This window comes from Streptomyces populi (assembly GCF_002911015.1).
Taxonomy (GTDB): Bacteria; Actinomycetota; Actinomycetes; order Streptomycetales; family Streptomycetaceae; genus Streptomyces; species Streptomyces populi.
In genome coordinates this window covers 109,782-134,250 of record NZ_KZ626849.1, presented here as the reverse complement: position 1 = coordinate 134,250, position 24,469 = coordinate 109,782, and the positions used below count along the sequence as shown (strand labels likewise).

Here is a 24,469-nt window from a genome sequence, read left to right as displayed (position 1 = left end):
TGTCGACGTGCCCGGCCACGATCGCCGTGCCGCGTTCACCGGGGCTGGTCCCGGCCTCGTACCAGCCCGCCAGGTTCTTCTTCCGCGCGGGCGGCACGTCCAGGCTCCCCTGCGGGGTGAGGCCGAGGCCGATCAGGGGCGCGTCCACGTCGATGGCGGGGATGCGGATGCGGTCCGGCGGGGAGTGCGGCATCGCGGCGGCGGCGGAGCGCGCCCCGTCCCCGGAGGCCGCCGCCTGTGCCGCGGACGGCTGGGGCGGCGGGTGCGCCTCGGTGCCCCGGCTCAGCAGCCAGGCACCCGAGCAGAGGGCGACGAAGGTGACCGACGCTATGGCGGCATTGCTGACCCGGCGCACGCGAGCCTCCTCACGGGTTTCCTTCCGGGACGGGCCGGGGCGGGGCGGGACGGGCCGGCGCCCGCGACGGCCGGGGTGTGCTGGGGGTGCCGGTCCCTTCCCCCTCCGGGCCGCGAGGGGCGTCGGGCCACGGAGGGGGAGGGACGGCGGTACCGGCGGACGGACAGCGGAGGGTGTCCGTCAGATCCCGTCGCCTCTCGCCCGGCGATGCAGGAGCCAGGTACCGCCCGCGGCGGCGACGGCCAGTGCCGCCACTCCCGCCGCGGTCTGTACGGGGTCGGGGCCCAGCGCGCCGCCGACACCCGTGTCCACATGCCCGCGCGGCTGGACCTGCTCGCGCGCGGCGGCCAGGGTCACCAGGAGGTCGCCGGTGACGCGGCGGCCGTGGGAACACGTCGCGACGATCTCGTACGTCCCCGGCTGCGCGCTCGGCGGCACCTGGAACTGGCCGATCGCGTCGTGCTCGTGCGCGCTGGCGGCGAGCGTGAAGGAACCGCCGCCCACCGCGTCGGCGTCCCCGCTCGCGGTGCCGTCCGAGCCGCACGCGGCCGTGTTGACGGTGACCTCGGCGCCCGGGACGACGCTGGAGGGGAACACCTCCAGACTCCCGGTGTCCTCGCCGTACACGGGCGCGGCGGCCAGTGCCGCGACGGCGACGGCGAGCGCGGTACCGGTCAGCAGCCGGGCGGTACGTCGCATCGTGCCAGCTCCTTGGAGGGGGCGCGGCCCGCGGCACCCCCAGGTGCCGCAGCGTCGGTCGCGCCCTGCCTTTCCGAGGTAAGTGGCACACGGCCGCGACCGCTCTCTGATGGTGCGTCAGAAATGATGTGAACGGGTGTCAGGCGGGAGGCCGGAAGGGGGAGGAGGTTCCGGCATTCCGGCAGGTCACCGGTCTGCGCCCGGTGTATCGCACACGGGGATCGGAAGGGGGCCGGGCGCGGGTGTGAATGGGTGACCGGCTCGCCCGGCGGTGGCCCCGGCCGTCCGTCCGGCCCGGGCCGCCGGCCGGAGGTCAGAGCGCGGACCGGTCCCGATCGCGGCCCGGGAGGCGGGCCGGGAGGTGCGCCGGGATGTGTGCCGCATCACACGACGGCGTCCGGGAGGCGCGATGATTTCCGGGCGGTCCGCCGGTCTTCCCCCATGTGATCCGGACGCGTGCGACGGTGGGAGCGCGCGACGCGGCCGAGAACGCGTGACGTGGTCGAGACAGCGACGAGGAGCGAGTCCCATGCGCATCGTGGTCAGTGAGTTCATCAGCCTGGACGGTGTCGTGCAGGCGCCGGGCGGTCCCGAGGAGGACACCGACGGAGGCTTCGCGCACGGCGGCTGGTCCCATCCGTACTTCGACCCGGAGGTCGTGGGCGGCGCGTTCGCGGCCGGGCTCTCCGGCGCGGCGGGGCTGCTGTTCGGGCGCCGCACCTGGCGGACGATGGCCGCCGCGTGGCCCGAGCGGGCGGGCGACCCGTTCGCCGACCGGATGAACTCCCTGCCCAAGTACGTGGTCTCCGGCACCCTCGGCGAGGCCGAGCTGGCGGTCTGGGACAACACCACGCTCATCCCGGCCGGCGAGGCCGTCGCCCGGATCCGTGACCTGCGCGCGGCCGAGGGCGGCGACCTCGCGATGATGGGCAGCCCCACCCTCGTCCGCACCCTGCTGGCCGAGGGCCTGGTCGACGAGCTCCAGCTCATCCGGATGCCGGTGATCCTCGGCGGCGGCAAGACGATCTTCCCCGGGGACGGGATGAAGCGCCCGCTCGTCCACGTCTCCACCGTCACCGCGAAGACGGGCGCGGAAGTGAGCGTGTACCGGCCGGTCCGGGAGGACGAGGACTAGGACCCGCCGGGGGCGGACATGCTCACGGCAAGCCGTGGGCAGGCGAACCTGACGGCGCCTGCCCACGGTGACCGGGGTCCGTCGGAACCGGTCAGCCCACGGAGACCGCCGACCACGCCGCGGCCACGGCGGCGTACTCGGTGCTGCCCGCTCCGTAGAGGTCCTTGGCCGCGTTCAGCGTGGCGGTGCGCGCTCCCGCGTAGTTCGTGGACGAGGTCATGTAGACCGTCAGCGCGCGGTACCAGATCCTGCCCACCTTGTCGTGGCCGATGCCGGTGACCGTGGCGCCGTTGCAGGTGGGGGAGTCGTAGGCGACGCCGTTCACGGTCTTCGCCCCGCTGCCCTCGGAGAGCAGGTAGGCGAAGTGGTTGGCGACGCCCGAGGAGTAGTGGACGTCGAGGTTGCCGACCGAACCGCTCCAGCAGTCGGCCGAGTTGCCGTCCTTGGAGGGCTTGTCCATGAACCGCAGGGCGGGTTTGCCGAAGCCGGAACGGACGATCTCCTCGCCGATCAGGTAGTCACCGGGGTCCGAGGCGTTGTCCGCGTACCACTCCACCATGGTCCCGAAGATGTCGGAGGTGGCCTCGTTCAGGCCGCCGGACTCGCCCGAGTACGTCAGCGCCGCCGTCTTCGAGGTCACCCCGTGCGACATCTCGTGCCCGGCGACGTCGAGGGCGACCAGCGGCCCGAACGTCGAGCCGTCACCGTCGCCGTACGTCATGCAGAAGCAACTGTCGTCCCAGAAGGCGTTGTTGTAGTTCTTGCCGTAGTGGACGCGGTTGTACGAGCCCTTGCCGTCGCCCGCGATGCCGTTGCGGCCGTGGACGTTCTTGTAGTAGTCCCAGGTCTCGTTCGTGCCGTACTGCGCGTCCACCGCCGCGGAGGAGCGGTCCGAGGACGTGCCCGTGCCCCAGTGGTTGTCGGTGTCGGTGAAGAGCGTCGCGGGCGCCCGGCTGAAGCAGATCCCGAAGATGCACAGGTCCGTCTTGTTCGCCGCGTCGCCGGTGTACGTGTTCCCGCGCGTCGGGTCCTTGAGCTGGTACGTCGATCCGGACGCGGTCGTCTCCAGCGCGACCGTGCCGCTGTAGAGGGAACTGCCGTCGCCCGTCGCCGTCTCGACGCTGTCCCACGCGTCGATCCGCGCGCCGGTGCGGGCATCGGTCAGGACCGTGCGGGCGACCGGGTTGCCGAGCCCGTCCTGGCCCACCGCGTCGGTGCGCCAGGCGAGCCGCGGAGCGCCGTGCAGGGCGTCGACGACCAGTCGCGGCCGGGCCGTGACCTTCTTCAGCGTCTCCCCGCGGTTGGCGGCGCGCAGCGCGTTCACCGCGAGGCCGGCCGCCTTCGCGCCGGAGAGCTCCGGGGTGACGCTGTTCAGCGAGATCGCCTCGGCGGTCGCGCGGTCGGTGCCGCGGTACGAACCGTCCGGCTTCAGGTGGACCACGAAGTCGCCTCCGAGCACGGGGAGTTCGCGGTAGGTCCGGTCGTAACGCACGTGCTGGGCGCCGTCCTTGTCGACGACGACGTCCCGCACGGTGGTGTGCTGGGCGGAGGTGAGGCCCAGGTTCGCGGCATGGGCCGCGAGCGCCGAGGCCGCGTTCTCGACCGCGGTCGCCCGGGTCGGCGCGCCGGCGGCGTTCGCGGCCGGGGCGAGCGCGGCGGCCAGCAGGGTGGCCGTGGTCACGGCGGCGCCGGCGGCGGCGAGGGAGGAACCGCGGATGTGCCGTATTCGACTCATCGGTCTCCTTGGGGAGGTGCCTCGGAGAGGCGTGTGGGGGAAGGGCGTGGGGGAGGGGCCTGTGGGGGCGGCGCTGAGATTCGCTCCGATTTAAAGGTGCATGACATGTCATGTCCATAGAGATGACATGGTGTGTGCGAGATGCGGCGAGAATCGTCTCCGTACCCTCACGAATGGAGGCGCTCATGGAACTGCCGTCCTGCCTGGCCGTCCTGACCACGACGGACGCGGCGGAGAAGGCCGAGGCGCTGGCCCGGGGCGCGGTGGCGGCGCGGGTCGCGGCCTGCGCCCAGGTCTCGGGGCCGGTCACGTCCGTCTACCGCTGGCAGGGCGCCGTGGAGACCGCGTCCGAGTGGAGGGTCCAGTTCAAGACGACCGCCGCGCGCTACCCGGCGCTGGAGGAGTACCTCCTGGGCGCCCACGACTACGACACGCCCGAGATCATCGCCACCCCGGTCGTGGCGGGAAGCCCGGACTACCTGCGCTGGCTGGAGGAGGAGACGGCCCCTTGAACCCCGTCGACCCCCGCGGCGAAGCGGAGCTGCCCTTCTTCGTCTACGGCACCCTGCGGCCCGGCGAGCACAACCACGACCTGTTCCTGCGCGGCCGTACCCGCTCCGAGGAGCCGGGGCGGATGCGCGGCCTCGTGCTGTACGCCGGGCCCGGATACCCGTACGCCGTCGACGAGCCCGGTGGCGCGGTGCACGGCGAGATCGTGACCGCGCGGCCCGGGGCGTACGGGGAACTCCTCGCGGAGCTGGACGAGTTGGAGGAGTACGCGCCGGGCGACGCGACGAGCCCGTACGAGCGGGTCGCGCGGGACGCCGTGCGCGCGGACGGCGTCACGGTCGTGCGGACCTGGGTGTACGTCGCCGCGCCCGCGGTGGCGGCCCGCCTGCGGTCCGGCGGTGAACTGATCGAGGACGGGGACTGGCGCCGTCAGCGGTTGCCCTGATCCTCCGGCCCTGACTGCCCTGGCTGCCCGGCACTCCCGGGAGCCTCCGTCGAGCCCGAGCCCGAGCCCGAGCCCGAGCCGGGGCCGGGGCCGGGGCGCCCGCCCGGCTCGGGGGTGTGCGCCGAGCAGGAGGAGACTCCGATGCCCAGGGCGGCGCCGACGGCCGCCCCGCTGAGCGCGAGGACACGTCGTCGGGTCAAGTCGCGGTCGGCCATGGCCGCACCCTAGGGGCGGGAGGGGCCGCGGCTCCGGGGGCGCACGGAACGGCCACCCGCACGGGTGCACCCCGGGCCCGGCGGGAACCGCGGCGCGCCCGTCCCGGGCCGGGCCTCAGTCCTCGCGCACCGCCTCCACCCGCACCGCGCACGTCTTGAACTCCGGCATCCGGGAGACCGGGTCGAGGGCCGGGTTGGTGAGCGTGTTGGCGCGGCCCTCCCCGGGCCAGTGGAAGGGCATGAACACGGTGTCGGGGCGGATGGCCGTCGTGATCCGGGCCGGTGCGACGGCCCTGCCCCGCCGGGACACCACCGTCACGGCGTCCCCGTCCGCCGCGCCGAGCCGGGCGGCCAGCCGCGGGTGCATCTCCACGAACGGGCCGGGCGCGGCGGTGTTCAGCTCGTCGACGCGCCGGGTCTGGGCACCCGACTGGTACTGGGCCACCACCCGTCCGGTGGTCAGCAGCACCGGGTACTCGTCGTCCGGCTCCTCGGCGGCGGGCCGGTGCGACACGGGAACGAACCGCGCCCGTCCGTCCTCGGTGGCGAACCGGTCCAGGAAGAGGCGGGGCGTGCCCGGGTGGTGCCCGCCGGAGCCGTCGCCGTCCGCCGGGGCGTCCGGGTCCGCCCCCGGGGAGGTGCCCCCGGGACCGGTCCCGCCCGTCCCCGGGGCCGTCCTCGGGTTCTCCGGAAGCCCCTGCCGGTCCTCCGGGCCCGCGCCCGTGTCCTCGGCGTCCCCGTCCGGGTCCTCCCGGGCCGGGCAGGGCCAGAACACCCCGTTCTCCTCCGCCAGCCGGCGGTAGGTGATCCCCGAGTAGTCCGCCGGGCCGCCCGCGCTCGCCCGCCGCAGTTCCTCGAAGACCTCCTCCGGGTCGGTGGGGAAGCCCTTCTCCACCCCGAGGAGCGCGGCGAGTCCGTGCAGCACCTCGAGGTCGCTGCGGACCCCCTCGGGCGGGGCGAGCGCGCGCCGGCGCAGCAGCACACGGCCCTCCAGGTTCGTCGTCGTGCCCGTCTCCTCCGCCCACTGGGCGACCGGCAGCACGACGTCCGCGAGGGCGGCGGTCTCGGAGAGGACGACATCGGCGACCGCGAGGAAGTCCAGCGACCTCAGGCGTTCCTCGACGTGCGCGGCGCGGGGCGCGGACACCACCGGGTTCGACCCCGTCAGCAGCAGGGAGCGGATGTCCGTCCCCAGCGCGTCCAGGAGTTCGTACGCGCTGCGCCCGGGGCCCGGCAGGGAGGCGGGGTCGACGCCCCACACCTCGGCCACGTGCCGCCGCGCCGCCGGGTCGGTGAGCTTGCGGTACCCGGGCAACTGGTCGGCCTTCTGGCCGTGTTCGCGTCCGCCCTGCCCGTTGCCCTGCCCGGTGAGGCAGCCGTACCCGGACAACGGCCGGCCCGGACGCCCGGTGGCCAGGCACAGGTTGATCCACGCGCCCACGGTGTCGGTGCCCTTGGACTGCTGCTCGGGCCCGCGCGCGGTCAGGACCATCGCGTTCTCCGGCTCGCAGAACATCCGCACGGCGGCGCGGAGTTCGGGAACGGACACCCCCGTGATCCGTTCCACGTACTCCGGCCAGTGCGCCATCGCCGCCGCCCGCGCCTCCTCCCAGCCGCTCGTGCGGTCCCGGACGTACGCCTCGTCCGTACGCCCCTCGGCGACGACCAGGTGCAGCATCCCGAGCGCGAGCGCCAGGTCCGTCCCCGGGCGCGGCGCCAGGTGCAGGTCCGCCTGTTCGGCCGTGCGGGTGCGGCGCGGGTCGACGACGATCAGGGTGCCGCCGTTCTCCCTCAGCTCGGTGACGAACCGCAGCGCGGGCGGCATCGTCTCGGCGAGGTTGGAGCCCACGAGGATCACGCAGCCGGTCCGCGGGACGTCCTCCAGCGGGAAGGGCAGTCCCCGGTCGAGACCGAAGGCCCTGACGCCGGCCGCCGCCGCGGACGACATGCAGAAGCGGCCGTTGTAGTCGATCTGCGAGGTGCCGAGGACGACACGGGCGAACTTCCCGAGGGCGTAGGCCTTCTCGTTGGTCAGCCCGCCGCCGCCGAACACCCCGCACGCGTCCGGCCCGTGGTCCGCGCGCGTACGGGCGAGCCCCTCGGCGACCCTGGACAGGGCCTCGTCCCAGCCGGCGGGCACGAGGACGCCCCCGGTGCGGACGAGGGGCGAGGTGAGCCGTACCCGGGACGACAGCAGCGCGGGCGCCGTCCGCCCCTTGCCGCACAGGGCACCCCGGTTCACCGGGAAGTCCGCGCGCTCGGCCACCTCGACACCGCCGCCCGGCGCGGGCGTCAGGTTCATCCCGCACTGCAGGGCGCAGTACGGACAGTGGGTGGGCGTCACGGAGGCCGTCATGGGCCCCAGCCTGCGGCGGAAGTGTTACGCGGCGGGGAGGCGGGCGTTACGCCACCGGGGCGGACACCTCCCGCCGGCCCCGGACCCGCGGTGAGATCCTCCGCGCGGGACCCCGGGTCGTGGCCCGTGCCCGGCACCGCGCGTCCGGCGGGCCGCCGCCGGTGCCCCGGGTCAGCGGGCCGTCGCCAGGGCCCGGCCCACCCCGTGCTCCTCCGGGCCGAGGAACCGCGGATCCGGCTCGAACACCGCGTCCAGCGCGGCCTTGCCCGCCGCGAAGATCTCCCGGGTGTTGCCGTAGTACCAGGTGACGTCCTGCCGGGCGGCCACGCCGATGCCGTACGAGCGCACGCCCGCCGCCCGGCACAGGGCGAGCGCGCGCCGGATGTGGAAGTCCTGGCTGATCAGGACGGCCTCGTGGACGCCGAAGATCTTCCGGGCGCGGACGCAGGAGTCCCAGGTGTCGAAGCCGGCGTAGTCGCTGACGATCCGCCGGCCGGGCACCCCGTGCGCGGTGAGGTAGGCGCGCATCGCGTCGGGCTCGTCGTAGTCCTCGCGGCTGTTGTCGCCGGTGACGAGGACGACCTCGATCCGGCCGGCCCGGTACAGCTTCGCGGCGGCGTCCAGCCGGTGGGCGAGGTACGGGGACGGCTCGCCGTCCCACAGCCCCGCGCCGAAGACGATCGCGACCTCGGTGCGCGGGGCGTCCGCCGTCGTCCGCAGCCGGTCGCCCGTCGACACGCGCAGCCAGGTCGCCGGGAGCAGCGCCAGCACGCACAGGACCATCAGCGCCTGCACGGCCCGCCGCCGCCCCTCGCGCGTGCGCGGCAGCGGCGGCAGGCGCAGCGGACGGAGCCCGCGGAAGCCCGGAATCCTCGGGCGCGGCAGACGCGGCATGATCGGTGTCCCCCAGGTGTCGTCACTCGCGACGGCGCGCGGCCCCGGCATCCGGCGGCCCGCGCCGGATCCGGCGTTCCCCTTCGACGGATGAAGACGCATCGTAGGGTGGCCCGGTTCGCCCGGACGCGCCGACCCCGGTCACCCGGCGGGCGAGAGCCGCAGGTCGCACCCCTCACACCGGGCCGCCGCCGTCCGGTGAACCACTGGAAAACGCCCGACACGCCCACGCAACGGCCCGGCAACCTCCTCCCGCCAGGATCGACCCATGACGGCCTCGAACCCCGCTCACGACGCCTCCTCCCACCGCCCCGGCGGCCCGCCGCCCCGCGGTGCCCACCTCGAAGGCCTCCTCGAAGGCCACCTGGACAGCACGGCGCAGCTCATGAACCGGATCGCCGGCCAGCTCGGCAGCCGGCTCAGCCTCGTCTCGCCCGACGGCACCCGCCGCCCGCCGCCGCCCGCCCTCGTGCTGGTCGCCCACGGCAGCCGCGACCCGCGCGCGCTCGCCACCGTCCGCACCCTGGTCGAGCGCGTCCGCGAGCTGCGCCCGCACCTGTCCGTGCGCCTCGGCCACATCGAGCTCAACGAGCCCCTCCTCGCCGACACGCTCGCCTCCCTGGCGGGCCGGCAGGACGCCGTCCTCGTGCCGCTGCTGCTCGGCCGCGGCTACCACGTCCGGCGCGACATCCCCGAGACCGCCGCCGCCGTCCCCGGCCTGCGCGCCCGCGTCGCCGCCCCGCTCGGCCCGCACCCGCTGCTCGTGGAGACCCTCTGCGCCCGCCTCGTCGAGGCCGGCTGGAACACCCGGACGAGCGACGCGGTCCGCCGCGCGAGCGCCGTCGTCCTCGCGTCCGCGGGGTCCCGTTCCCCGGACTCGGCCGCCGACACCCGCCGCACCGCCCAGCTGCTCGCCGAACGCCTCGGCGTCCCGGTCGTCCCCGCGTACGCCTCCGCCGCCGCGCCCACCGTCCCCGCCGCCGTGCGCTCGCTGGCCGCCCGGGGCCGCCACCGGATCGCCGTCGCCTCGTACTTCACCGCCCCCGGCCGCTTCGCCGCGCAGGTCGCCGAGGAGGCCCCCTGGATCTGCGCCGAACCGCTGGGCGACCACCCGGCGATGGCCCGCCTCGTCCTGCACCGCTACGACCAGGCCGTGGCGGCCCCCGAAGCCGCCCCGGAGCGCACCCTGGTCCCGGCCTGAGCCCGGCGGCTCCCCCGGAAGCGGCACCGCGCCGTCGGCGCTCCCGCCCCGATTGTCACCGCCTGCGTCTACTGTCGGCGTATGGAAGGCATGGCAGCGAGGACCGAAGAGACCGCACCACAGGCACACGAGAACCACACGGCCCACGACGAGTACGACGCGGCGGCCGTCGAGCGCTGGGCCGCCGAGCCCGACAAACGCCCCGGCCGCACCGCCTTCCAGCGCGACCGCGCCCGCGTGCTGCACTCCGCGGCCCTGCGCCGCCTCGCGGGCAAGACCCAGGTCGTCACCCCCGGAACCCTTCCCCAGGTGCTCGGCGCCGCCGGATCGGGCGGGGCGCCCGTCCAGTTGTGGGACGCCAGCCCGCGGACCCGGCTGACCCACTCCCTGGAGTGCGCCCAGGTGGGCCGCGAACTGGGAGCCGCCCTCGGCTGCGATCCGGACCTGGTCGAGGCGGCCTGCCTCTCGCACGACCTGGGCCACCCGCCCTTCGGGCACAACGGTGAGCAGGCGCTCAACGAATTCGCCGAGGACTGCGGCGGCTTCGAGGGCAACGCCCAGTCGCTGCGCCTGCTCACCCGGATCGAGCCCAAGCGTTTCGTGCACAGCGACACGGTGGCCTCCGCCGCCGCGGGCGACGGCCTCGTCAGCGTCGGCCTCAACCTCACCCGCGCAGCCCTCGACGCCGCCACCAAGTACCCGTGGCCGAGAGGCGCCCGTCCCGGCGATCCGAAGTCGCCGAAGTTCGGGGTCTACGAGGACGACCGGCCGGTGTTCGACTGGATCCGGAAGGGCGCCCCCGGCACGCGTACGTGCTTCGAGGCCCAGGTGATGGACTGGGCCGACGACGTGGCGTACTCGGTGCACGACATCGAGGACGGCCTGCACGCGGGCCACATCGACCCCGCCGGCCTGCACGCCGGACCGGAACGCCGGGAGATCTTCGCCGTGGCCGTCGGGCGGTACGTGCCCGAGGACACCGATCCGGCCGAGCTGTCCGAGGCGCTCGACCGGCTCCTCGGCCAGGAGTGGTGGCCGCACGGGTACGACGGGTCGGCCGTCGCGCAGGCCCGTCTGAAGGACGCCACCAGCCAGCTCATCGGCCGTTTCTGTCTGGCCGCGGAGGGCGCCACCCGCGCGCGGTACGGCAGCGGGCGCCTCACCCGGTACGCGGCGGAACTGGTCGTGCCGCGGTCCGCCAGACTGGAATGCGCCGTCCTCAAGGCGGTCGCCGACCGGTACGTGATGCAGCGCGCCGAACAGGAACTGCTCCGCGCCGACCAGCGGATCGTCGTCGCCGAACTGGCCGAGGCGCTCACCGCCCGCGCCCCCGAGGTGCTGGACCCGCAGTTCCGGGCGCTGTTCGGCCAGGCGGCCGACGACCGCGCCCGCAAGCGGGTGATCGTGGACCAGATCGCGTCCCTCACGGACGCCTCGGCGCGTTCCCTGCACCTCAGACTCACCACGCGTTCCCATGGAGACCGACAGGGGTGACCCTGCGTGGCCTGATCGGGCCACTACCCCTTCCCGCATCACGCTCCGTGCGGGACGCTCGCATATGGCGACATCCTTACGAGGAGGCATCAAGTGGTCGACGCGGATCAGACATTCGTCATCGTCGGAGGAGGCCTGGCAGGCGCCAAGGCGGCCGAGACGCTCCGAGCGGAGGGCTTCACCGGCCGCGTGATACTGATCTGCGACGAACGCGACCACCCCTACGAACGCCCGCCGCTGTCCAAGGGCTACCTGCTCGGCAAGGAGGAACGCGACAGCGTCTTCGTGCACGAGCCCGCCTGGTACGCGCAGAACGACATCGAACTGCACCTCGGCCAGACCGTCGTCGCGATCGACCGCGAGGCCAGGTCCGTCCGCTTCGGCGACGACGGCACCCTCGTCCACTACGACAAGCTGCTCCTCGTGACCGGCGCGGAGCCGCGCCGCCTCGACATCCCGGGCACCGGCCTCGCCGGGGTCCACCACCTGCGCCGCCTCGCCCACGCCGAGCGCCTCAAGGGCGTCCTCACCGCGCTGGGCCGGGACAACGGCCACCTCGTCATCGCCGGCGCCGGCTGGATCGGACTGGAGGTCGCCGCCGCGGCCCGCGAGTACGGCGCGGAGGTCACCGTCGTCGAACCCGCGGCGACCCCCCTGCACAACGTCCTCGGCCCCGAGCTCGGCGAGCTCTTCGCCGAACTGCACGGCGAGCACGGCGTCCGCTTCCACTTCGGCGCCCAGCTCACCGAGATCGTCGGCCAGGACGGCGTGGTGCTGGCCGCCCGCACCGACGACGGCGAGGAGCACCCCGCGCACGCCGTCCTCGCGGCCATCGGCGCCGCCCCGCGCACCGGCCTCGCCGAGGCCGCGGGCCTGGAGATGGCCGACCGCGCGCACGGCGGCGGCATCGCGGTCGACGAACAGCTGCGCACCTCCGACCCCGACATCTACGCCGCCGGTGACGTCGCCTCCTTCCCCCACGGCCTCTTCGACACCCGGCTGCGCGTCGAGCACTGGGCCAACGCCCTCAACGGCGGACCGGCCGCCGCCCGCTCGATGCTGGGCCGCGGGACGGCGTACGACCGGGTGCCCTACTTCTTCTCCGACCAGTACGACCTGGGCATGGAGTACTCGGGCTGGGCGCCCCCGGGGTCCTACGACCAGGTGGTGGTCCGCGGCGACGCGGGCAAGCGCGAGTTCATCGCGTTCTGGGTGAAGGAGGGCAGGGTGCTGGCCGGGATGAACGTGAACGTGTGGGACGTCACGGACCCGATCCAGCGGATGATCCGCTCCGGGGCCCAGGTGGACACCGACGCCCTCGCCGACCCGCACGTCCCGCTGGAGAGCCTGGCCCGGTGACGGGCCCGCTCCCGCGCCGTCCCGCGCCCGCCGCCCGCCCGGCGCCGGGCCGCGGGACGGCGTCCGTACCGTCCGCCGTGCCGGGGGAATCCCTGGGTGCGCCCCGGACCCGGCGGGGCGGCCGCCCCGCCCGCCCCGGGAGTGTCGGCGCGGCCCCGTAGAATCACCTCGTGGCAGGCAGGATCAATGACGAGGACGTGAAGGCGGTTCGGGACGCGGTCCCGATCGACGCCGTGGTGTCCGAGTACCTCCAGCTGCGCAACGCGGGCGGCGGAAACCTCAAGGGCCTGTGCCCCTTCCACGACGAGAAGTCACCGTCGTTCCAGGTCAGCCCCAGCAAGGGCCTCTTCCACTGCTTCGGCTGCCAGGAGGGCGGCGACACCATCACGTTCGTGATGAAGGTCGACCACCTCACCTTCTCCGAGTCGGTCGAGCGCCTCGCCGCCCAGGCCGGCATCACCCTGCGCTACGAGGAGGGCGGGTACAACCCCGCCCACCAGCGCGGCGAACGCATCCGCCTGGTCGAGGCGCACAAGGCTGCCGCGCGGTTCTACACCGAGCAGCTCGACACCAGCCCCGAGGCGGACACGGGCCGGGCGTTCCTCGCCGAGCGCGGCTTCGACCAGGCCGCCGCCGCCCACTTCGGAGTGGGCTACAGCCCCCAGGGCTGGGACCACCTCACCCGCCACCTGCGCGGCAAGGGCTTCACCGACAAGGAACTGGTCCTCTCCGGGCTCGCCCAGGAGGGCCGCCGCGGCCCCATCGACCGCTTCCGCGGCCGGCTCATGTGGCCGATCCGCGACATCGGCGGCGAGGTCGTCGGCTTCGGCGCCCGCAAGCTCTACGAGTCCGACAACGGACCGAAGTACCTGAACACGCCCGACACCGCGATCTACAGGAAGTCCCAGGTCCTGTACGGCATCGACCTCGCCAAGAAGGACATCGCCAAGAGCAGCCGGGCGGTCGTCGTCGAGGGCTACACCGACGTCATGGCCTGCCACCTGGCCGGGATCACCACGGCGATCGCGACCTGCGGCACGGCGTTCGGCGGCGACCACATCAAGATCCTCCGCCGCCTCCTGATGGACAACGGCTCGGCCCGGGTGATCTTCACCTTCGACGGCGACGCGGCCGGCCAGAAGGCCGCCCTGCGCGCCTTCGAGGACGACCAGAAGTTCGCCGCCGAGACCTACATCGCCATCGCGCCCGACGGCATGGACCCCTGTGAGCTGCGTCTGGCCAAGGGCGACGAGGCCGTCGCCGACCTGGTCGAACCCCGCACCCCGCTCTTCGAGTTCGCGCTGCGCCAGATCGTCCTGCGCTACGACCTGGAGACCCCGGCGGGACGCGCGGCGGCCCTCGACGAGGCGGCTCCGGTCGTCGCCCGCATCAAGAACAGCGGCGCCCAGCACGAGGTCGCGGTCCAGCTCGCCGGGATGCTCGGCATCCTCGACACCCAGTTCGTCGTCAAGAGGGTGGCCCAGCTGGCCCGTTGGGCCCGTGAGCGCGGCGGCGCGGGCCCCGCGCCCGCCGCCGGCCGCCCCCAGCAGGCCTACGCCGCCCCCCAGGCGCCCACCGGCGGCGGCCCGGCCCTGACCCTGCGCAACCCGGTCTTCGCCACCGAGCGCGAACTGCTCAAACTCGCCCTCCAACGGCCCGAGTTGGTCTCACCGGCGTTCGACGCCTACGGCATGGACGAGTTCACCGCACCGCCGTACGCCGCCGTGCGCCAGGCCGTCATGGACGCGGGCGGGGCCGAGTTCGGCGTCCAGGACCCCCAGGAGTACCTGGTCCGGGTCCGTGACGCCGCCCCGGACGACACGGTGCGCGCGATGGTCACCGAACTGGCCGTCGAGGCGATCCTGCGCAAGACCGTCGACGAGACCTACGCGGGCGACCAGCTCGTCATGGTCCGCCGCCGCGCCGTCGACCGCCGCATCCGGGACGTCCAGGGCTCCCTGTCCCGCCTCAGCACGGGCGGCGACCCGGCCCAGCTCGCCGCCGTGCAGAACGAGCTGTGGGTGCTCCAGCAGTACGGCCAGGCGCTGCGCGAGCGGGGCGCCGAAGCCCTCTGAGGCCCGGCGGCCGGCCCTTCGGGGATGTTCCGGGAGCGGACCCGCGGGGCCGCCGGGGCGGGACGGGCGGGCGCGGGGGCCCGGCACATGCCAATCCGGTATCCGCCGCCGGAGGTTTCGTCCCGGCTGAGCTGCGCACTCGTCCGGAGTGGTAACCACGCGGTCACGGACCGGACGCAAAAAGTCACCGCACGCCCCTCGTGGCGGCGATGTGTCGTACTCCACACTGGGTTCCGGTGCCTGAGTCCTCGGAGCGCGGCCGACCCGCACGCGACGGGTTCCCCATCCCCGCGGTTCCGCCAAACGACTGCGGGATGGACAGCGGCGAGGCCGTCGACCCCATCCCCGACGTACCGCTGCCGCACGCCTCAGCAGCGACATCCCTGGAGGTCGCCCCCGTGCAGACCCAGACCCTCGCCCAGACCGACAACACCACCGACACGGACGCGGAACCCGGCGTCGTCGGGGCGGTCCCCGCGCAGCGCCGGGCCGCCCACCACCCCGAGGGCGGCCCGGAGAACCCCACGGCGGAGACCCTCGTGGAGGGGCCCGGGGCGGAGGCCCTCGCGGAGGGGCCCGGGGCGGAGGTCGAGGTGGAGGTGGAGACCGAGGCCCCCGAGCCCGTGGAGCCGGCCCGGGCCCGGGCCGCCGACACCGGTGGCCCCTCGTCCGACCTGTTCCGCCAGTATCTGCGGGAGATCGGACGGATCCCGCTGCTCACGGCCGCCGAGGAGGTCGAACTCGCCCGCCGTGTCGAGGCAGGGCTGTTCGCCGAGGAGAAGCTGCGGCTCACCCCCGACCTGGACAGCCAGCTCGCCCTGGACCTGGACCGGATCGTCGTCATGGGCCGGATGGCCAAGCGCCGGCTCATCGAGGCGAACCTGCGGCTCGTCGTCTCCGTGGCCAAGCGGTACGTGGGCCGCGGCCTGACCATGCTCGACCTGGTCCAGGAGGGCAACCTCGGCCTGATCAGGGCCGTCGAGAAGTTCGACTACGCCCGCGGCTACAAGTTCTCCACGTACGCCACGTGGTGGATCCGCCAGGCCATGTCGCGCGCGCTCGCCGACCAGGCGCGCACCATCCGGGTGCCCGTGCACGTGGTCGAGCTGATCAACCGGGTGGTCCGGGTCCAGCGGCGGATGCTCCAGGAGCGCGGCTACGAACCCACGCCCGAAGAGGTCGCGGCCCAGCTCGACCTGTCCGGCGAACGGGTGAGCGAGGTCCTGCGACTGGCCCAGGAGCCGGTGTCCCTGCACGCCCCCGTGGGCGAGGAGGACGACGTGGCCCTCGGTGACCTCATCGAGGACGGCGACGCGACGTCTCCGGTGGAGTCCGCCGCGTTCCTGCTGCTCCGGCAGCATCTGGAGGCGGTGCTGTCGACGCTCGGCGAGCGGGAGCGGAAGGTCGTGCAACTGCGGTACGGGCTGGCGGACGGGCGGCCGCGGACCCTGGAGGAGATCGGCCGCATCTTCGGCGTCACGCGCGAGCGCATCCGGCAGATCGAGTCCAAGACGTTGAACAAGCTGCGGGACCACGCTTTCGCCGATCAGCTGCGGGGCTATCTGGACTGAGGTCTCCGGGGGCGCTGCCCCCGGACCCCCGCTCCCGGGAGTGCCGGAGCGCGGGGGCCGGGGAAGGCGGCCCTAGTCGACCTCGGCCACCGCCTGGGCGAACTGGGCCTGGTAGAGGCGGGCGTAGGCTCCGCCGGACTCCAGCAGCTCCGCGTGGGCGCCCTGCTCCACGATGGACCCGTCCTCCATCACGAGGATGGTGTCCGCGTCCCGGATCGTCGACAGCCGGTGGGCGATCACGAACGACGTCCGCCCGTGCGCCAGCTTCGCCATCGCCTTCTGGATCAGCACCTCGGTCCGGGTGTCCACGGAGCTGGTCGCCTCGTCGAGCACCAGGATGACCGGGTCCGACAGGAACGCCCGCGCGATGGTGATCAGCTGCTTCTCGCCCGCGCTGACCCCCGTGCCCTCGTCGTCGATCACCGTGTCGTAGCCGTCGGGCAGGGTGCGGATGAACCGGTCGGCGTGCGCCGCGCGCGCCGCCTCCTCGATCTCCCCGCGCGTGACGCCCACCCGTCGCCCACCACCGCCCTTGCCGGAGGCGCTGCGCGCCGCCCCTTCCACTCCGGCCCCGTACGCGATGTTGTCGGCGATCGTGCCCCCGAACAGCCAGGTGTCCTGGAGCACCATGCCGATCCCGGCCCGCAGCTCGTCCCGGGACATGGACTTCACGTCGACCCCGTCGAGGGTGATCCGGCCGTCCGTGACGTCGTAGAACCGCATGAGCAGGTTCACCAGGGTCGTCTTGCCGGCGCCGGTGGGGCCGACGATGGCCACCGTGTGACCCGGCTCCACCTTCAGCGAGAGGTCCTCGATGAGCGGCTTCTCCGGGTCGTACCGGAAGGAGACGTTCTCCAGCGCCACCCGCCCGCGCAGCTCCTCGGGACGGGCCGACACCGCCGGGTCCGCCTCCTGCTCGTCCGCGTCCAGGACCTCGAAGACCCGCTCCGCCGACGCGACACCCGACTGCACCAGGTTCGCCATCGAGGCGACCTGCGTCAGCGGCATCGAGAACTGGCGGGAGTACTGGATGAACGCCTGCACGTCACCGATCGACAGCGAGCCCGAGGCGACCCGCAGACCGCCGACCACCGCCACCAGCACGTAGTTCAGGTTCGACACGAACATCATCAGCGGCTGCATGACGCCGCTGTTGAACTGCGCCCGGAAACCGGCCTCGTACAGCTTCTCGTTCTGCTCGGCGAACTGCGCCGCCGACTCGTCCGCCCGTCCGAACACCTTCACCAGGGTGTGCCCGGTGTACATCTCCTCGATGTGGGCGTTGAGCTTGCCGGTGGTGCGCCACTGCTGCACGAAGTGCGGCTGCGAGCGCTTGCCGACCCGGGTGGCCACGACGAACGACAGCGGCACCGTGACCAGCGCGACGAGCGCGAGCAGCGGCGACACCCAGAACATCATCGCGAGCACGCCCACGATGGTCAGCAGCGAGTTGACCAGCTGGCCCATCGACTGCTGGAGGGTCTGCTGGATGTTGTCCATGTCGTTCGTCGCGCGGCTGAGCACCTCACCGCGCTGGCGCTTGTCGAAGTACGACAGCGGCAGCCGCGACAGCTTCGCCTGGAGGTCCTCGCGCATGCGGTAGACCGTCTTGTTGACGGCCTTGTTGACCAGGCGCGTCGCCACCGCCATCAGCAGGCCGGCCAGCAGGAACGTGCCCAGCGCGAACAGCAGGACCTGCCCGACGGCGTCGAAGTCGATGCCCTGGCCGGGGGTGAAGTCCGTCCCCGAGAGCATGTCGGCGACGGCGCCCTGGCCGTGCGCGCGCAGCGAGTCGAGGGCCTGGGCCTTGGTGGTCCCGGCCGGCATCTGTCGCCCGACGATCCCCGCGAAGACCAGGTCGGTGGCCCGGCCGAGGATCTTCGGGCCGACCACCGAGAGACCGACGCTCAGGACGACGGCGACCAGCATCACGTACAGCGTGGCGCGCTCGGGCTTGAACTGGGCGAGGAGCCGTCGGCCCGACACCTTGAAATCCATCGAGCGCTGGTCGGGGCCGCCCCCGGCCATCATGCGTCCCATGGGCCCGGCCATCAGGCGGCCTCCGCTTCCGTCAGCTGGGAGAGCACGATCTCCCGGTAGGTCTCGTTGTCCGCCATCAGTTCGTGGTGCCGTCCGGTGCCGACGACCCGGCCCTCGTCGAGGACCACGATCCGGTCGGCCTCCCTGATGGTCGACACCCGCTGGGCGACGATCACCACGGTCGCCTCCGCGGTCTCCTCGGTCAGCGCCGCGCGCAGTGCCGCGTCGGTCGCGTAGTCGAGGGCCGAGAAGGAGTCGTCGAACAGGTAGATCTCGGGGCGCTGCACGAGGGTGCGGGCGATGGCCAGGCGCTGGCGCTGACCGCCGGACACGTTCGTGCCGCCCTGCGCGATCGGGGAGTCCAGTCCGTTCTCCAGCGCTTCCACGAAGCCCTTGGCCTGCGCCACCTCCAGCGCGTGCCACAGCTCCTCGTCGGTCGCCTCCGGGTTGCCGTACCGCAGGTTCGTGGCGACGGTCCCCGCGAACAGGTAGGGCTTCTGGGGGACCAGTCCGACCGTTCTGGCCAGCAGCTTCGGGTCGATGGTCGCGACGTCCACGCCGTCGACGAGCACCTGGCCGTCGGTGGCGTCGAACAGGCGGGGGATCATGCCGAGCAGGGTCGACTTGCCGCTGCCGGTCGAGCCGATGACCGCGGTCACCTCACCGGGGCGGGCGAGAAGGTCGACGGACTTCAGGACCGGCTCCTCGGCGCCCGGGTAGCGGAACCCGGCGTCGCGGATCTCCAGGTGGCCGTGCCGGCGCAGCTCCACGACCGGAGCGACGGGCGGGACCACGCTGCTCTCGGTGGAGAGGACCTCCTGGATGCGCTCGGCGCAGACCTCCGCGCGCGGCACCATCATGAACATGAAGGTGGCCATCATCACCGACATCACGATCTGCATCAGGTAGGCCAGGAACGCGGTCAGGTCGCCGATCTGCATGCCGCCGCTGTCGATGCGGTGGGCGCCGAACCAGACCACCGCGATGGACGACAGGTTCACCACCGTCATGACGATCGGGAACATCAGGGCCAGCATCCGGCCGGTGGCCAGCGAGGTCTCGGTCAGCTCGGTGTTGGCGCCCTTGAAGCGGTCCTTCTCGTAGCCGTCGCGCACGAACGCGCGGATCACGCGGTTGCCGGTGATCTGCTCGCGCAGCACCCGGTTCACGGTGTCCAGCCGCACCTGCATGGTGCGGAACAGCGGGCGCAGCCGGCGCACGATGAGCGTCACGCAGACGCCGAGCGTCGGCACCACGGCGACGAGCACCGCGGACAGCGGCACGTCCAGGCCGAGGGCCAGGATGATGCCGCCCACACACATGATCGGAGCCGACACCAGCAGGGTGAACGTCATCAGCGCGAGCATCTGCACCTGCTGGACGTCGTTGGTGGTGCGGGTGATCAGCGACGGCGCGCCGAAGTGGCCCATCTCGCGCGCCGAGAAGGACTGCACGCGGTCGAAGACGGCGCCCCGGATGTCCCGGCCCACCGCGGACGCCGTACGGGCTCCGTGGTAGACGGCCCCGATGTTGCAGACGACCTGGGCCAGCGAGATGCCGATCATCAGGGCGCCGAAGGTCAGGATGTAGCCCGTGTCGCCCTTCACGACACCGTTGTCGATGATGTGCGCGTTGAGGGTGGGCAGGTAGAGCGTGGCGCAGGTCTGCAGGAACTGCAGCAGCACCAGCAGGGCTATGGGTTTCTTGTACGGACTGAGGTGAGTCCGCAGGAGTCGTATGAGCACGCGGGGTCTCTCGGAATCGTGGACGGCGGGGGTGACCGACGGGCTGTGCATGATGCACGCACCACCCCCTATCGTCGGACACTCCCCCCGCGTTACCTCAACCGATTAACCCAAGTGCGGTCCAAAAATGGACGCGGCCTCCGCCTTCGGTCGTACGTCCGATGAGGCGTCACACCCGGAACGCCCCGGGATGCGTCTGTTCGCGTACGGAGACGTACTGCTGCCGTACGGCCTGCCCCACGGCGAGTTCCTCGCCGGGCTCCAGCACCTGGGCGACCGGCCCCTGCCACATCGGCGGGGTCCGCGGGTCGAGGGTGCCCTGCGACACGCCGAGGGCCCAGGCGGCCTGACGGGCCGCGCCGAGCGCCGCGTAGTCCGCGGGCTGCGGCACGACGACCTGCGCGCCGAACAGCGCGGGCGCCACGGCCTGGACGGCGGGCAGCTCGGCCGCCGGGCCGAGGAGGAAGATCCTGCGTACGTCGACACCCCGGCCGCGCAGCACGTCCAGCGCGTCCGCGAGCCCGCACAGCATGCCCTCGAAGGCAGCCCGCGCCAGGTGCTCGGGCTTCATCGACTCCCGGCGCAGACCGGCCAGCGTCCCCGCCGTGTGCGGCAGGCTCGGGGTGCGCTCGCCCTCCAGGTACGGCAGCAGGACGAGTCCGTGCGAGCCCGGCGTCGACTTCATCGCCAGCTCGGACAGCCCCTCCAGGTCCGGCACCCCGAGGAGCTCGGCCGCCCCGCGCAGGGCCCGTACGGCGTTGAGCGTGGTGACGACCGGAAGGTGCATGCCGGTCGCGTCCGCCAGGGAGGTGATCATGCCGGTGGAGTCGGCCAGCGCCTCGGGGTGGACGGCCATCACGGAGCCGGAGGCGCCCAGCGACACCACCGCGTCACCGAGCCCGATGCCGAGCCCGAACGCCGCCGCCATGGTCTCGCCGGTCCCGGCGGATATCAGCAGCCCCTCGGGAGTGGTGCCGGCGGCCTCGGCGGGACCGAGCACGTCCGGCAGTCCGGCCTGGTGGCCGAGCGCCAGTTCGACGAGGTCCTGCCGGTACGCGCCGGTAGCCGCCGACCAGTACCCGGTCGCCGAGGCGCCGCCCCGGTCCGTGGTCCTGCGCACGGGCCGCCCGAGGAGCTGCCACACCAGCCAGTCGTGGGCCTGGAGCAGCATGCTGGTGCGCCGCGCCGCCTCGGGCTCGGTCTTGCTCAGCCAGCGCAGCTTGGTCACCGGCTGCGCGGCTCCCGGGACGCTGCCCACCGCCTGCGCCCACGCCTCGCGCCCGCCGAGCGCGTCGATCAGATCGGCCGCCGCGACCTGCGCCCGCTTGTCGCCGCCGACCATCGCGGGACGCACGGTGCCGCCCTGCGGGTCCAGCGGGACGAGCCCGTTCTGCTGGGCCGACACGCCGATGGCCTGGACGCCTTCGAGCAGTCCGCCCCCGGCGGCCTCGCCCAGGGACAGCAGCCAGGCCTGCGGATCCACGTCGGGGGAACGGCCGGCGCCGTCGACCGGATGCGGCGCGTACCCCTGCCTCAGCACGGCACCCGTGTCCGTGTCGCAGACGACGATGCGAGTGAAATCGGGCGCACTGTCCAGCCCGGCGACTATCCCCATGGCGGAAATTCTGCCGTACGGCGGGAGCCGGTGGCGCCGGGCCGGCACAAGGACCGGCGCGCACCGGGATCCCTAGGTGTTGCTGGTGCCCCAGTCGTCCTCGCCGGTGCCGTCCGCGGTGCGTTCCCGCAGGGAACGCACCCGGCCCGAGACCGAGGCGGGGACGCGGTCGCCCACCTTCTCGCCCACGGTGTGCAACGCCTTGCCCGCGATCTCGCGGCCCTGCTGGGCGGCGGTCTCGGCGGTGTTGCGCACCGCGGGGTTCTGCGCGACCTGGCGCATGGACTTCTTCAGCTGTTCGTAGCGCTCGCGTCCGGCCCGCGAGCCGAGCACGTAACCCAGGGCCAGTCCGGCGACGAACGTGAGCCGGTAGCGCATGACGGCCACCCTTCCCTTGCGTCGGCATCGGTACGGAGGGAACCGATTGGCAAAGCACCCCCCTGCTTGCGCTAATGTATGTGTCGCAGAGAGCGCACGCCCCCTGGCGAATACCCGGGTGGGTGCGTTCGATGCAGAGATCAATCCTCCGTAGCTCAATTGGCAGAGCAGCCGGCTGTTAACCGGCAGGTTACTGGTTCGAGTCCAGTCGGGGGAGCTCGATCTCCTGTAGCTCAATTGGCAGAGCAGCCGGCTGTTAACCGGCAGGTTACTGGTTCGAGTCCAGTCGGGAGAGCAACGAGAGAGGGCCCTTCGGGGTCCTTTTTCATGTCCGCAGGGATCGCTCAGGGCATGCCGAAGGTCTCCTGGTCACGGCGAAGCAGACCAGCCGGAGCAGGAGATCGTATGAGCGGCTATGCTGCGGCAGACGGCGCGCACAAATGTGCGCGGCGCGCCGTAACGGGGCGGTAGCTCAGCCGGTTAGAGCAGCGGACTCATAATCCGTCGGCCGTGGGTTCGAGTCCCACCCGCCCCACCACGTACGGCCTCCGGTCCGCGGAGACGTCCCTCGCCGGAGGCGGAAGGGCCGGCCCGGGCCGGCCTCCGGGCCGGGGCCGGAAGCGTACTGTTCAAGTGTTCGGCCCCTGTGGATCATGATCTTCATGTCGCACACCTCTCGAAGAAGGCTCCTCGCCGTTCTCGCGGCCTCCGCCGCCTCCGTCCCGCTCACCGGCGCGGCGTCGGCTCCGGCCCGTGCCGCCGGGACGACCGCCCCCGTGGATCCCTTCGCGGGGCCGGCGGGCCTCTCCTCGGCCCGTTCCTCGGTGACCCTGCCGCCGTTGGACGCCTCCTACTTCACCTCGGTGACACTCGGCGCCCCGCTCACCGCGACCGTGCTGGCGGGCACCCCGGCGCGTACCGAGGTCACCTCCGGCGGCCGGCGCGTCGCGCTGCTGACCCACGGCGCGCGGACCGTCGTGGTGCCCGGCCCGCAGCGCACGTTCGCGGAGAACAAGCGGTCCTTCGTGGACGACTTCCAGCGCACCCTGCCCGATCTGTCGCTCGGCGCGGAGGACCGGAAGTACTGGGGCACGTCTCCCGGCGGCGGCAGTTGGTCGACGCTCGGGCCGGCGGACACCGACTACTCCGTCGTGCCGGGCAGCGGTGTCGTCAGTCTCACCACCGAGAACTACAGCCGGCACGCCACCCTGCGCGACGACGAGATCACCGACGTCGACGTCCGCTGCACGGTCCGGTTCGACAAGGTACCCACCGGCCAGGCCTGTTCCGCCGCTCTGACGTTCGGCTACCAGAACACCCACAACAACTACCGGGCCCGGCTGTCCTTCCTCACCTCGGGCGCGGTCGAGCTGCGCGTCGAGAAGGAGGTCGACGACACGGTGACGCAGTTGGCGACCGCCCTCACCCTCGCCACGGGCGTGCCCGCGGGGACCGACTGGACGATCCGGGTCCGCCGGGAGGGCGGCCGGATCCAGGCCAGGGCGTGGCGTTCGGCCTCGGCCGAGCCCGCCGCGTGGGCCGTCGACGTCGGCGACGCCACCTTCTCCAAGGGCCGGGTGGGCCTGCGCGCCCTGGCCAACACCGGCTGTACGAACCTGCCGGTCAAGCTCTCGGTCAGTCGCTACGAGGTGGACGCCGCGAACTGGGAGAAGCCTCCGACCGTCACCCACGGAGACTGGGTGCGGGTGCTGCCGGAGCCGTTCGACGGAACCTGGACGGCGCAGGTGGAGCAGACGATCCGCGGCTGGGCCGGTTCGTGCGCTCCCGACGTCCTGGCCCACGCCGCGATGTTCCTCGGCGGCGCGCCGGCGGTCACGGCCGGGGCCGGACCGGCCCAGGGCGGGCAGGTGCTGGGCGAGGCCGGGTACGGCTACCTGGACCCGCAGGGCTACCGCTACGAGGGCGCCGACTTCCACGAGTACATGAACGTCGGCTGGACCTTCCCCGACGGGACCCGCACCGGGCCGGCCGGCAAGCAGGCCGGCAACCTCGACTGCTCGGGCTACACGCGGATGGTCTACGGCTATCACATGGGCGTGCCCCTGGCCGCCGGCGCGGACACGTCCGGCAGCCGGATCCCGCGCAAGTCGCGGGACATCGCCTACCACGCGCCCGGGGTGCTCGTCGACCGCACCGACGGCACCGCCCCGCCCGCCGCGGCCCTGCTCCAGCCCGGCGACCTGGTGCTGTTCAACGCGGACTCGGGCGACGACGACGCGGCCACCGGCACCGTGACCGTCGACCACGTCGGCATCTACCTCGGCAAGGACGCGGCCGGCAAGCGGCGTTTCCTCTCCAGCCGCAAGACGGTCAACGGGCCCACCATGTCCGACCTGGGCGGGGCGTCGCTGCTCGACGGCACGGGTACGTACGCGACGAGGCTGCACACCGTGCGCCGCATCTGAACCCGCCGTCCGCGGGCCGCGCGGGGGCACACCGCCCCGATACGGGGCAGACCCCCGTATCGGGGCGGTCTCCCGGGGGGCGGCAGCGTCACGGGAGGGCCGCGGTGATGGACCGGTTCCTTGACTCTCTTTCAAATGCCTTATTTCGAAAGGCTGTTGACGATCGCATTCCGGCAGTCAAAGGGCGCGCACAGGTTTCCGCGGTGTAGCTTCTACCCGTC

19 protein-coding genes and 3 tRNA genes are annotated in these 24,469 nt (G+C 73.1%); 12 read left to right on the top strand and 10 right to left on the bottom strand.

Annotation, left to right across the window (positions count from 1 at the left end):
• The coding region (locus CW362_RS08410; RefSeq protein WP_162683998.1) for a class F sortase at window positions 1-355 on the bottom strand (355 nt) is incomplete at its 3' end.
• Window positions 356-535: 180 nt separating this feature from the next.
• Window positions 536-1,054: a hypothetical protein gene (locus tag CW362_RS08405; protein WP_103548730.1), complete on the bottom strand. Its 519-nt coding sequence runs from the start codon at window positions 1,052-1,054 to the stop codon at window positions 536-538.
• Window positions 1,055-1,583: 529 nt separating this feature from the next.
• On the opposite strand from CW362_RS08405, the gene CW362_RS08400 reads away from it, so the two are divergent.
• A complete protein-coding gene (locus CW362_RS08400; protein WP_103548729.1) occupies window positions 1,584-2,189 on the top strand; it encodes a dihydrofolate reductase family protein in 606 nt (201 codons plus the stop codon).
• 91 nt (window positions 2,190-2,280) lie between these two features.
• Here CW362_RS08400 and CW362_RS08395 read toward each other — a convergent pair whose 3' ends face one another.
• Window positions 2,281-3,924, bottom strand: a complete 1,644-nt coding sequence (locus tag CW362_RS08395) for a M4 family metallopeptidase (protein WP_103548728.1) — start codon at window positions 3,922-3,924, stop codon at window positions 2,281-2,283.
• 185 nt (window positions 3,925-4,109) lie between these two features.
• Between CW362_RS08395 and cutA the strand changes: the two genes are divergently transcribed.
• Both cutA and CW362_RS08385 read left to right on the top strand, forming a co-directional pair.
• Window positions 4,110-4,436, top strand: a complete 327-nt coding sequence (gene cutA / locus CW362_RS08390; protein WP_103548727.1) for a divalent-cation tolerance protein CutA — start codon at window positions 4,110-4,112, stop codon at window positions 4,434-4,436.
• Complete coding sequence (locus CW362_RS08385; protein WP_240657718.1) at window positions 4,433-4,879, top strand: gamma-glutamylcyclotransferase family protein; 447 nt, start codon at window positions 4,433-4,435, stop codon at window positions 4,877-4,879. The genes cutA and CW362_RS08385 overlap by 4 nt, the downstream gene beginning before the upstream one ends.
• On the opposite strand, the gene CW362_RS42985 is transcribed toward CW362_RS08385, so the two are convergent.
• The 3 genes from CW362_RS42985 to CW362_RS08375 all read right to left on the bottom strand — a co-directional run bounded on the left by CW362_RS42985 (window position 4,864) and on the right by CW362_RS08375 (window position 8,344).
• Window positions 4,864-5,094, bottom strand: a complete 231-nt coding sequence (locus CW362_RS42985; RefSeq protein WP_107502009.1) for a twin-arginine translocation signal domain-containing protein — start codon at window positions 5,092-5,094, stop codon at window positions 4,864-4,866. The genes CW362_RS08385 and CW362_RS42985 overlap by 16 nt on opposite strands.
• A 115-nt stretch (window positions 5,095-5,209) precedes the next feature.
• Window positions 5,210-7,450 carry a molybdopterin oxidoreductase family protein gene (locus tag CW362_RS08380; RefSeq protein WP_103548726.1) on the bottom strand — a complete coding sequence of 747 codons (2,241 nt, stop codon included), beginning with the start codon at window positions 7,448-7,450 and terminating at the stop codon, window positions 5,210-5,212.
• Between the two features lie 171 nt (window positions 7,451-7,621).
• Entirely contained in the window at window positions 7,622-8,344 is a 723-nt protein-coding gene (locus tag CW362_RS08375) for a SanA/YdcF family protein (RefSeq protein ID WP_240657717.1), read from the bottom strand.
• Window positions 8,345-8,612: 268 nt separating this feature from the next.
• Here CW362_RS08375 and CW362_RS08370 point away from each other — a divergent pair, with 268 nt between their 5' ends.
• The 5 genes from CW362_RS08370 (at window position 8,613) to CW362_RS08350 (ending at window position 16,044) form a co-directional block, all read left to right on the top strand.
• Window positions 8,613-9,545, top strand: a complete 933-nt coding sequence (locus CW362_RS08370) for a sirohydrochlorin chelatase (protein WP_103548724.1) — start codon at window positions 8,613-8,615, stop codon at window positions 9,543-9,545.
• 81 nt (window positions 9,546-9,626) lie between these two features.
• Window positions 9,627-11,039, top strand: coding sequence for a deoxyguanosinetriphosphate triphosphohydrolase (locus tag CW362_RS08365; RefSeq protein WP_103548723.1), 1,413 nt, complete (start codon window positions 9,627-9,629; stop codon window positions 11,037-11,039).
• A 93-nt stretch (window positions 11,040-11,132) separates the two neighbouring features.
• Window positions 11,133-12,398, top strand: a complete 1,266-nt coding sequence (locus CW362_RS08360; RefSeq protein ID WP_103548722.1) for an NAD(P)/FAD-dependent oxidoreductase — start codon at window positions 11,133-11,135, stop codon at window positions 12,396-12,398.
• A 170-nt stretch (window positions 12,399-12,568) separates the two neighbouring features.
• Window positions 12,569-14,473 (top strand): DNA primase, encoded by a 1,905-nt coding sequence (gene dnaG / locus CW362_RS08355; protein WP_103548721.1) that lies wholly within the window; start codon window positions 12,569-12,571, stop codon window positions 14,471-14,473.
• A 236-nt stretch (window positions 14,474-14,709) separates the two neighbouring features.
• Window positions 14,710-16,044: an RNA polymerase sigma factor gene (locus tag CW362_RS08350; RefSeq protein WP_103548720.1), complete on the top strand. Its 1,335-nt coding sequence runs from the start codon at window positions 14,710-14,712 to the stop codon at window positions 16,042-16,044.
• A gap of 72 nt (window positions 16,045-16,116) precedes the next feature.
• Here CW362_RS08350 and CW362_RS08345 read toward each other — a convergent pair whose 3' ends face one another.
• The 4 genes from CW362_RS08345 to CW362_RS08330 all read right to left on the bottom strand — a co-directional run bounded on the left by CW362_RS08345 (window position 16,117) and on the right by CW362_RS08330 (window position 21,822).
• Window positions 16,117-18,096 carry an ABC transporter ATP-binding protein gene (locus tag CW362_RS08345; RefSeq protein ID WP_103548719.1) on the bottom strand — a complete coding sequence of 660 codons (1,980 nt, stop codon included), beginning with the start codon at window positions 18,094-18,096 and terminating at the stop codon, window positions 16,117-16,119.
• The gene (locus tag CW362_RS08340) at window positions 18,096-19,829 is read right to left on the bottom strand and encodes an ABC transporter ATP-binding protein (protein WP_103548740.1); all 1,734 of its coding nucleotides are present in this window, start codon (window positions 19,827-19,829) and stop codon (window positions 18,096-18,098) included. Before CW362_RS08340 ends, CW362_RS08345 begins: the two co-directional genes overlap by 1 nt.
• A gap of 169 nt (window positions 19,830-19,998) precedes the next feature.
• Complete coding sequence (locus CW362_RS08335) at window positions 19,999-21,444, bottom strand: FGGY family carbohydrate kinase (protein ID WP_103548718.1); 1,446 nt, start codon at window positions 21,442-21,444, stop codon at window positions 19,999-20,001.
• Between the two features lie 72 nt (window positions 21,445-21,516).
• Complete coding sequence (locus CW362_RS08330; RefSeq protein WP_103548717.1) at window positions 21,517-21,822, bottom strand: hypothetical protein; 306 nt, start codon at window positions 21,820-21,822, stop codon at window positions 21,517-21,519.
• 144 nt (window positions 21,823-21,966) lie between these two features.
• On the opposite strand from CW362_RS08330, the gene CW362_RS08325 reads away from it, so the two are divergent.
• The 4 genes from CW362_RS08325 (at window position 21,967) to CW362_RS08310 (ending at window position 24,248) form a co-directional block, all read left to right on the top strand.
• A tRNA-Asn gene (locus CW362_RS08325) sits at window positions 21,967-22,039 on the top strand.
• Window positions 22,040-22,044: 5 nt separating this feature from the next.
• Window positions 22,045-22,117 (top strand) — tRNA-Asn (locus tag CW362_RS08320).
• A 166-nt stretch (window positions 22,118-22,283) separates the two neighbouring features.
• Window positions 22,284-22,360 (top strand) — tRNA-Ile (locus CW362_RS08315).
• Between the two features lie 124 nt (window positions 22,361-22,484).
• Window positions 22,485-24,248 (top strand): NlpC/P60 family protein, encoded by a 1,764-nt coding sequence (locus CW362_RS08310; protein WP_103548739.1) that lies wholly within the window; start codon window positions 22,485-22,487, stop codon window positions 24,246-24,248.
• Window positions 24,249-24,469 lie beyond the last annotated feature (221 nt).

Excerpts from the sequence above, each read along its gene's own strand:
- CW362_RS08345 (WP_103548719.1), bottom strand. The coding sequence starts at position 18,096 with ATGGCCGGGCCCATGGGACGCATGATGGCCGGGGGCGGCCCCGACCAG.
- CW362_RS08395 (WP_103548728.1), bottom strand. The coding sequence starts at position 3,924 with ATGAGTCGAATACGGCACATCCGCGGTTCCTCCCTCGCCGCCGCCGGC.
- CW362_RS08370 (WP_103548724.1), top strand. The coding sequence starts at position 8,613 with ATGACGGCCTCGAACCCCGCTCACGACGCCTCCTCCCACCGCCCCGGC.
- CW362_RS08365 (WP_103548723.1), top strand. The coding sequence starts at position 9,627 with ATGGAAGGCATGGCAGCGAGGACCGAAGAGACCGCACCACAGGCACAC.
- CW362_RS08405 (WP_103548730.1), bottom strand. The coding sequence starts at position 1,054 with ATGCGACGTACCGCCCGGCTGCTGACCGGTACCGCGCTCGCCGTCGCC.
- CW362_RS08380 (WP_103548726.1), bottom strand. The coding sequence starts at position 7,450 with ATGACGGCCTCCGTGACGCCCACCCACTGTCCGTACTGCGCCCTGCAG.
- CW362_RS08335 (WP_103548718.1), bottom strand. The coding sequence starts at position 21,444 with ATGGGGATAGTCGCCGGGCTGGACAGTGCGCCCGATTTCACTCGCATC.
- cutA (WP_103548727.1), top strand. The coding sequence starts at position 4,110 with ATGGAACTGCCGTCCTGCCTGGCCGTCCTGACCACGACGGACGCGGCG.
- CW362_RS08310 (WP_103548739.1), top strand. The coding sequence starts at position 22,485 with ATGTCGCACACCTCTCGAAGAAGGCTCCTCGCCGTTCTCGCGGCCTCC.
- CW362_RS42985 (WP_107502009.1), bottom strand. The coding sequence starts at position 5,094 with ATGGCCGACCGCGACTTGACCCGACGACGTGTCCTCGCGCTCAGCGGG.
- CW362_RS08375 (WP_240657717.1), bottom strand. The coding sequence starts at position 8,344 with ATGCCGCGTCTGCCGCGCCCGAGGATTCCGGGCTTCCGCGGGCTCCGT.
- CW362_RS08400 (WP_103548729.1), top strand. The coding sequence starts at position 1,584 with ATGCGCATCGTGGTCAGTGAGTTCATCAGCCTGGACGGTGTCGTGCAG.
- CW362_RS08330 (WP_103548717.1), bottom strand. The coding sequence starts at position 21,822 with ATGCGCTACCGGCTCACGTTCGTCGCCGGACTGGCCCTGGGTTACGTG.